4 protein-coding genes are annotated in these 6719 nt (G+C 70.3%); 3 read left to right on the top strand and 1 reads right to left on the bottom strand.

What is annotated here, in order from left to right; all coding sequences use genetic code 11:
* On the bottom strand, positions 1-759 hold a 759-nt coding region (locus tag VAE46_RS07420), incomplete at its 3' end, for a VOC family protein (RefSeq protein ID WP_322796289.1).
* A 94-nt stretch (positions 760-853) separates the two neighbouring features.
* On the opposite strand from VAE46_RS07420, the gene treS reads away from it, so the two are divergent.
* The 3 genes from treS to VAE46_RS07435 form a co-directional block, all read left to right on the top strand.
* Positions 854-4180: a maltose alpha-D-glucosyltransferase gene (gene treS / locus VAE46_RS07425; RefSeq protein ID WP_322796290.1), complete on the top strand. Its 3327-nt coding sequence runs from the start codon at positions 854-856 to the stop codon at positions 4178-4180.
* The gene (glgB, locus tag VAE46_RS07430) at positions 4177-6075 is read left to right on the top strand and encodes a 1,4-alpha-glucan branching protein GlgB (RefSeq protein WP_322796291.1); all 1899 of its coding nucleotides are present in this window, start codon (positions 4177-4179) and stop codon (positions 6073-6075) included. Before treS ends, glgB begins: the two co-directional genes overlap by 4 nt.
* A 51-nt stretch (positions 6076-6126) precedes the next feature.
* On the top strand, positions 6127-6719 hold a 593-nt coding region (locus tag VAE46_RS07435; protein ID WP_322796292.1), incomplete at its 3' end, for an MFS transporter.

The raw sequence follows: 6719 nt of genomic DNA on the forward strand, positions 1-6719 counted from the left end.
GCGCTCGCGGGCGAGGCGGGCGGCCCCGGCGAGGGGCACGGCGGCGCGGCAGGCTGCGACCGGCAGGAGCCCGGGCGGGCGACCAGCGAGCGGGCTCCCCTGGCGGGCCGGGGCGAGCAGTTCAACGGTGGCGGCCCCGGCGGCGAGCTGCCGGATGATGACATCCGGGGTGGTGACTTCGCCGACCGGCTGGAGGCCGAGGAGGGCGGCATCGCGGGTGGCTGCAGCGAGGTCAGTGACGAGCAGGGCGATGTGGTCGAGGGCGGCGAGCGGGAAGGCGTGGTCGAACCGGCCGAGCGAGCGCGAACGTTGGAAGCGGGCCTCCGGGGTTTCCGGGTACTGAACGAGGGCGACCGGGCAGGGGATGGCGGGCAGCCGGATGACGGCCGAACGGACGAGGAGGCGTCGGTCATCGGCGCGAACTTCGGCGACGTCGACCTGCGCGGCGGGGCGGAGGGGTTGGAGGGCGGCATCGAGGTCGGGGACGCGGAGGGCGAAGGAGGCGAGCGCGCCGCCGGCTCCGGCGGCGGCGCGGTGGTGGGCGCGCGAGGGAGGGAGGAGGTCGGGCTGTTCGACGGCGAGGAGTTCGATGAAGGCGAAGTTTCCGGGGCCGGAGCCGATGAAGGCCGCGCGGTTGGCGGTGCCGAGGCCGGCGTGGGCGGTGCGCGGGGTGAGGGTGAGGCCGAGCTGTTCGAACGGGGCGGCAGCCGCGGCGAGATCGGGGATGGCGAGGATGAGATGGTCGAGCGCGGGAAACATTGCGGCAATGGTACGGGAGGCCGGGTTGGCCCGGTGGCAGGGGAGACGGGAAACTAGAGAGAGGGGTGATGCGTTGTCACCTCGCGGAGGCGAGATGGCGCAGGCAGCGACGAAGCGAGCTGAGCGGTCGGCGGTGCTGGGAAATGACCCGCTCTGGTACCAGGACGCGGTCATCTACGAGCTGCATGTGCGGGCGTTCAACGACGGCAACGGCGACGGCATTGGGGATTTCGTTGGGCTGACCGAGAAGCTGGACTACCTCGAGGAGCTGGGGGTGACGGCGGTCTGGCTGCTGCCGTTCCACGCTTCTCCGCTGCGCGACGACGGGTACGATATCGCGGATTATCGGCAAATTCACCCGGCCTATGGGACGCTGGCGGACTTTCGCACGTTCCTGCGGGAGGCGCACCGGCGGGGGCTGCGGGTGATCACGGAGCTGGTGCTCAACCACACGAGCGATCAACATGCCTGGTTCCAGCGGGCGCGGCGGGCGCCGCGGGGTTCGCCGTGGCGGGAGTACTACGTGTGGAGCGACACGGCGACGGAGTACGCGGATGCGCGGGTGATTTTCAAGGACTTCGAGCGTTCGAACTGGACGTGGGACCCGGTGGCCGGGCAGTACTACTGGCACCGGTTCTATTCGCACCAGCCGGACTTGAATTTCGCGAATCCGCGCGTGCGACGGGAGATCCTGGAGGTGGCAGATTTCTGGCTGGGGATGGGGGTGGACGGGTTTCGGCTCGATGCGGTGCCCTACCTGTTCGAGGCGGAAGGGACGACCTGCGAGAACCTGCCCGAGACGCACGCGTTCCTGAAGGAGCTGCGGGCGCATGTGGACCGGAAGTGGCCCGGTCGGGTGCTCCTGGCGGAGGCGAACCAGTGGCCGGAGGACGCGGTGGCGTACTTCGGGGACGGCGACGAGTGCCACATGGCCTACCACTTCCCGCTGATGCCGCGCCTGTTCATGTCGGTGCGGATGGAGGACCGCTTCCCGACGACGGAGATCCTGGAGCAGACGCCGGCAATCCCGGAGACGTGCCAGTGGGCGCTCTTTTTGCGGAACCACGACGAGCTGACGCTCGAGATGGTGACCGATGAGGAGCGGGACTACATGTACCGGGTTTACGCGGCGGAAGACCGGGCGCGGGTCAACCTGGGGATTCGGCGGCGGCTGGCGCCGCTGCTGGGGAATAACCGGCGGCTGATCGAGCTGCTGTACGCGCTGCTGCTTTCGATGAAGGGCACGCCGGTGATCTACTACGGCGATGAGCTGGGTATGGGGGACAACATCTACCTCGGCGACCGGGACAGCGTGCGGACGCCGATGCAGTGGAGCGCGGATCGGAACGCGGGGTTTTCGAGGGCGAACCCGCAGAAGCTGTACCTGCCGGTGATCATCGACCCGGAATACCACTACGAATCGGTGAATGTGGATGCGCAGCAGGCGAACCCATCGAGCCTGCTGTGGTGGATGCGGCGCATCATCGCGCTGCGGAAGCGGCACCCGGCCTTCGCGCGGGGGAGTATGACGTTCGTGGAGGCGGACAATCACCGGGTACTGGCCTTCGTGCGGGAGTATGAGGGCGAGCGGCTGCTGGTAGTGGCGAATCTTTCGCGCTTCGCCCAGGCGGCGCACCTCCACCTGAAGGGGTACGCGGGGGTGGAGCCGGTGGAGCTGTTCGGGCAGGGGGTGTTCCCTCGGATTGGGGAGGAGCCATATTTCCTTGCCCTCGGGCCGCATTCGTTCTACTGGTTTGCGCTTTCGGGACGCGGCCCGGGCGGGACCGGGGACGAGGCCGTGCCGACGCTGCGGGTGTCGCGCGGCGCGGAGGAATTGTTCGACGGGCGGCGGCAGGCGCTGGACGAGGTGCTGGCGGGGTACGTGCCGGCGCGGCGCTGGTTTGCCGGGCTGAGCCGGCGCCCGCGGAGGACGCGGGTGGTGGACCGGGTGCAACTGCGAGGGAAGGGGCTGCCGCAGACGACGTTTGTGGTGGTGATGGTTGAATACGAGCAGGGTGAGGCCGACCGGTTCGGGCTGCTGCTTTCGGCGGTGGGCCTGGAACGCCGGGCAGCGGTGGAGGCGGCTGCGCCCTGGGCGGTGGTGGCGGAGGTCGAGGCTGAGGATGGCGGGAGGCAGGTGGTGGTGGACGGGCTCGCGCTGCCGGAGGTGTGTTCGGCGCTGCCCGGGCTGCTGCGAAGCCGGGGTCGGCTGAGCGGCGAACGGGGGATGCTGGCATTCGTGCCGGAGCCGGGGGCCCGGCTGAACGGGGTGGAGGGCACGCCCCAGCTGAGCAGGGGGGAGCAGAGCAACACCTCGGTGGTGTTCCCGGGGCAGTTCGTGTTTAAGGCGATCCGGCGGCTGGAGGAGGGAACCCACCCGCAGGTGGAGCTGGGCGAGCTGCTGGCGAAGACGCCGGCGGCGCGGATGGTGCCGCGCATCGTCGGGCGGGTGGAGTATGTGCGGGAGGGGGCGAAGCCTGCGGTCGCGGGGGTGCTGGAAGCGGCGATCCCGCACCAGTACGACGCGTGGACCTTCGCGACGGGCGAACTGGAGCGGATGCTGGAGGCGGTCGCCGCGGCGCGAGTTGCGGCGCCGGAGGTGGCAGAACGGGCGCATCCGCTGCTGGCCGGGCCGCCCCTGGAATCGATGCTGGAGTACGGGGCGGCGTGGCTGGGGTTCGCCAGGGTGCTCGGCGAGCGCACGGCGGAGCTGCACGCGGCGCTGGCGGGGATCGAGCACCCGGACTTCACGCCGGAGCGGTACACGCCGTTCTACCAGCGCGCGCTTGCGCAGGGCCTGCGGGTTCAGGCGCGGCGGTCGCTGCGGGCCCTGCGGCGGTGCCTGCCGACGCTGTCGCCAGAGGCGGTCGAAGCGGCGGGCAGGGTGCTGGAGCTGGAGGGGGCGCTGATCGAGCGGCTGCAGGCGGTGGCGAACCGGAAGCTGGAGAGCCTGCGGATCCGCTGCCATGGGGATCTGCACCTCGGGCAGGTGCTGGTGAGCGGGCGGGAGCCGATCTTCATCGACTTCGAGGGGGAGCCCGCGCGGTCGCTGGGCGAGCGGCGGACGCGGCGGTCGCCGCTGCGGGATGTGGCCGGGATGGTGCGGTCGTTCCATTACGCGAGCGAGGCGGGGCTGCGGCAGGTGACGGAGGCGCATGCGACGGGCGCCGGGACGGACCTCGGGCAGTGGGCGCGTGCGTGGTACCTCTGGACGGCGCAGGCCTACCTGGAGGGGTATTTCGCGGTGGCGAAGGCGCATGGGCTGCCGGGGGGAAGCGCCGAGGAGCACCGATTCCTGCTGGATACCTTCGTGCTGGAGAAAGCCTTTTACGAGCTGGGGTACGAGCTGGACCGGCGTGCGGACTGGGCGGTCATCCCGCTGCGGGGCCTGCTGCTGGCGGCTGCGGAGGCCGGCCTGTGAGCGGTTCGCGGTTCGGGGAGCAGGACCTCTACCTGTTCAACGAGGGCAGCCACGCGCGGCTGTACCGGCTGATGGGCGCGCACCCCGGGACGGCGGAGGGGCAGGAGGGGTTCTGGTTCGCGATGTGGGCGCCGAATGCGAGCGCTGTCTCGGTGGCGGGCGACTTCAACGGCTGGGATCCGGAGGCGCATCCGCTTCGCTGCCTCGGCAGTTCCGGCGCATGGGAGGGCTTCGTTCCGGGTGTGAAGCCGGGCGACCGGTACAAGTTCGTCCTTCGCAACCGGGAGACCGGCGAGGTGCTGTGGAAGGCGGACCCGTACGCCTTCCGGTCGGAGGCGGCGCCCGGGACGGCCTCGGTGGCGTGGACGCTGGAGTACCGGTGGGGCGATGCGGAGTGGATGGCACGGAGGCCGGAGGTAAACCGGCACGACCGGCCGATCGCGATCTACGAGGTGCACCTCGGCTCCTGGCGGCGCGGGCCGGGCGGGGAGATGCGGGGCTATCGCGAGCTGGCGCCAGAGCTGGCTGCGTATGCGGCGGAGCACGGGTTCACGCACGTGGAGCTGCTGCCGGTGATGGAGCACCCGTTCTACGGGTCGTGGGGGTACCAGACGACGGGGTACTTCGCGGCCAGCAGTCGGTGGGGGACGCCGCAGGACCTGATGTTCCTGATCGACACGCTGCACCAGGCCGGGGTGGGCGTAATCCTGGACTGGGTGCCGTCGCATTTCGCCTCGGACGAGTGGGCGCTGTGGCGGTTCGATGGGACGCACCTGTACGAACACGCGGACCCGCGACGGGGGTACCACCCGGACTGGGGGAGCCTGGTGTTCAACTACGGCCGGCACGAGGTGCGGTCGTTCCTGCTGAGCAGCGCGATGTTCTGGCTGGACGTGTTCCATGCGGACGGGCTGCGGGTGGATGCGGTGGCCTCGATGCTATACCTGGACTACTCGCGGAAGCCCGGCGAATGGGAGCCGAACGTCTTCGGCGGGCGGGAGGACCTGGATGCGATCACCTTCCTGCGGCGGCTGAACGAGACGGTGTACGGGTTGGAGCCCGGCGTGCAGACGTACGCGGAGGAATCGACGGCCTGGCCAATGGTCTCGCGGCCGACGTGGATGGGCGGGCTTGGGTTTGGGATGAAGTGGGACATGGGCTGGATGCACGACACGCTGCTCTACCTGCAGAAGGACCCGGTGCACCGGAAGTATCACCACAACCTGCTGACGTTCCGGGCGCTCTACGGGTTCACGGAGAACTTCGTGCTGGCGCTTTCCCACGATGAGGTGGTGCACGGCAAGGGTTCGCTGCTGGCGAAGATGCCGGGCGACGACTGGCAGAAGTTCGCGAACCTGCGGCTGCTGCTGGCCTACCAGTGGACGCTGCCCGGGAAGAAGCTGCTGTTCATGGGGCAGGAGTTCGGGCAGTGGAGCGAGTGGAATCACGAGGCGGGGCTGGAGTGGCACCTGGCGGAGTTCGAGCGGCACGCGGGCCTGGCGCGGCTGGTGGGCGACCTGAACCGGCTGTACCGGGGGCTGCCCGCGCTGCACGAGACGGATCACGACCCGGCCGGGTTCGAGTGGGTGGATTGCGATGACGCCGAGCAGAGCACGCTGGTCTACCTGCGGCGACCGCGAGACGGTCGTACGACCGCGGTGGTGGCGCTGAACTTCACGCCGGTGCCGCGGGTGAGCCATACCATCGGGCTGCCGCGGGCGGGCACGTGGCGGGAGGTGCTCAACACCGACGGGCGGGAGTACGGCGGCAGCGGGATGGGGAACCTCGGAGCGGTCGAGGCAGACCAGCAGCCGTGGCGGGGCTGGCCGGCCTCGGCGCGGGTGGTGCTGCCGCCGCTGGGGGCGGTGGTGCTCGTGCACGACGGCGAAGGCTGACCGGTCGTTGCGATTTGCACCTCTCGGGGGCCCGGCCTAGAGTTCCCGGCCATGGCACTGGAAGCCGAGGCCGCGCAGGGGATCGTCGCGGGCGATGCGGCGGCCGCGGGCTCGCGCAACCCGTTCGCGGTGGCGCAGTACCGGATGTGGTGGGTGGCGTCGGTGGCGGCGGGGGCCGGGGTGGGCATCCAGGCGGTCACGGTGCCGCTCTTCATCAGAGACCGGGTGGATGAGGACGCCCGCGCGCTGGCGATTGCGGCAGCGTTGATTTGCCAGACGCTTCCCGGGGCGCTGCTGGCGCTGGTGGGCGGGGTGGTGGCTGACCGGGTCGAGCGGCGGCGGATCCTGGTGCGGACGTACCTGGTGGCCGCGGCGGTGTCGCTCGTGTACGTGGTGCTTTCCGGGGCGGATGTGCGCTGGACCTGGCCGGTGTTTCTGCTGGCGGCGGTCGTGGGTTCTGCGGGGGCGTTCACCAACCCGGCGCGCCAATCGATGATGCCCCAGATCCTGTCGCAGTCGCAGATCCAGAACGGGGCGATTTTCGGGACGCTGGCGTTCATGGCGATGCTGCAGTTCGGGGGGCCGATGGCGGGCGGGGTGCTGGCGGATTTTGCTGGACTGACGGCGGCCTTCGGGGTGGAGGT

It is taken from the genome of Tepidiforma sp. (assembly GCF_034433535.1).
Taxonomy (GTDB): domain Bacteria; phylum Chloroflexota; class Dehalococcoidia; order Tepidiformales; family Tepidiformaceae; genus Tepidiforma.